The organism is Rhodobacter viridis, assembly GCF_003217355.1.
Classification (GTDB): Bacteria; Pseudomonadota; Alphaproteobacteria; order Rhodobacterales; family Rhodobacteraceae; genus Rhodobacter; species Rhodobacter viridis.
In genome coordinates, this window is the sequence record NZ_QJTK01000049.1 from 1 (window position 1) to 1,607 (window position 1,607).

Consider the following 1,607-nt stretch of genomic DNA (forward strand, 5'->3'; position numbering starts at 1 on the left):
ATGCACGCCGTGCTTCACCACCAGCTCGGCGATCGTCGCCTCGCCACGAATGGCTTCAAGCGCCACCTTCGCCTTGAAGTCCGCGCTGTAGTTCTGCCGTTTGCCAGCCACGCTGTTCGTCCTCGTCTTCCTTGGCGGCAAGCTTAGCAAACTGTCCGTTGGCTGGGGACCACCTCAAAGTTGGGGGACCGGATCGGCGCCCGGCCCGAGTTGCTCCGCACACCGTTGTGTCTGATCCGGGGCGCATCTTTCCGGCATGTCTTGTTTCGGAACATCGCGGAACACCGCGACATCGAAACGAGGCCCAACCATGATCATCAACGCCCAGACGCTTGACCTCGCCTTCAAAGGTTTCAAGACAGTCTATACCGACGCTTATCTTCAGGTCCCTTCTTTCGCCGAGAAGATCTTCATGAAGGTGCCCAGCCAATCCCGTGATGAAAGCTATGGGTGGCTCGGCCAGTTTCCGCAACTGCGCGAATGGATCGGCGCCCGCGTCGTTCACAACCTGAAGTCCTACGGTTTCACGATCACGAAACGGATGTTCGAAAGCACCGTTTCGGTCTCGCGCAACGACATCGCCGATGATCGCATGGGCGTCTTCAAGCCGATGTTCTCGGAAATGGGGCAGCTTGCCCGCCGTCCCCCCGAAGAACTCATGTTTGGCCTGATCAAGAACGGTTTCAACTCGCTGTGCTTCGACGGTCAGAACTTCTTCGACACCGATCACCCGATCATCAAGGATGAACAGGTGGAGCTGGTCAGCAACATGCAGGCCGGGACTGGCCCCGCGTGGTTCCTGTTCGACACCTCGCGCGGCGTTCGCCCGGTGATCTGGCAGGAACGCGAGTCCTGCGAGTTCCAGGGGATGACCGACCCCGAGAACCCGAACGTGTTCCTGAACAACGAATACGTCTATGGCGTCCGGGCGCGGGTCAACGCGGGCTTCGGCCTGTGGCAGCTCGCCTTCGGGTCGAAAGCCGCTCTCACCGCCGAGAACTATGCGGCCGCACGCGCCGCGATGATGAACTTTTGCAGCGACGGCGGGCGCAAGCTTGGCGTCTCGCCGACTGTCCTCGTGGTTTCGCCTGCGCTGGAATTTGACGCGCGCAACATCTTGAACGCCGAAATCACGAGCGGCGGCGGAACGAACGTCTGGCGCAACACCGCCGAACTGATCATCCCCCCTTACGTTGCGTGATGCGGCGATGACAGGGCCTCTTTCCAGCCTGTGCGGCATGACGATCAACCCCGGAGCGGTCGGTCGCACCGGCGCCCCCGCTTGGGTGCATCTGTTCCCGCCCGGCAAGATCGAGGGGCGAGACGGCCGACGCTATGTGCTCTCCAACCCCGCGGCGGTGATGCGCGGCTTCGAACAGCGCGGCGTTGATCTGCCGGTCGATTACGAACACCAGAGCGAGACGACCGAGGCCCGGATGCGCGGGCCGGTCCCGGCCGCAGGTTGGATCAAGGAACTGCGCCTGGAAGACACGGGCCTCTGGGGGCGCGTGGTGGCCTGCTGCCGGTTTCGTGGACACGAAGATAAGATCGTGACCAAGGAAACGGAGATCGGACATGGTGAGACGGAAGTTCACGAAGGAGTTCAA

General features: G+C 61.7%; 3 protein-coding genes. 2 read left to right on the top strand and 1 reads right to left on the bottom strand.

All coding sequences use genetic code 11. The features are described 5' to 3' along the window. Positions 1 to 111 (bottom strand): transposase (locus C8J30_RS18475; protein ID WP_146227936.1); only part of this gene is annotated, 111 nt, incomplete at its 3' end. A 199-nt stretch (positions 112 to 310) separates the two neighbouring features. Between C8J30_RS18475 and C8J30_RS18210 the strand changes: the two genes are divergently transcribed. Both C8J30_RS18210 and C8J30_RS18215 read left to right on the top strand, forming a co-directional pair. Beyond that, positions 311 to 1,201, top strand: a complete 891-nt coding sequence (locus C8J30_RS18210; protein ID WP_110807485.1) for a Mu-like prophage major head subunit gpT family protein — start codon at positions 311 to 313, stop codon at positions 1,199 to 1,201. A gap of 7 nt (positions 1,202 to 1,208) precedes the next feature. After that, on the top strand, positions 1,209 to 1,607 hold a 399-nt coding region (locus C8J30_RS18215), incomplete at its 3' end, for a phage protease (protein WP_220033839.1).

What these genes read in the sequence shown, in the direction of transcription:
- C8J30_RS18210 (WP_110807485.1), top strand. Translation starts at nt 311, where the DNA reads ATGATCATCAACGCCCAGACGCTTGACCTCGCCTTCAAAGGTTTCAAG.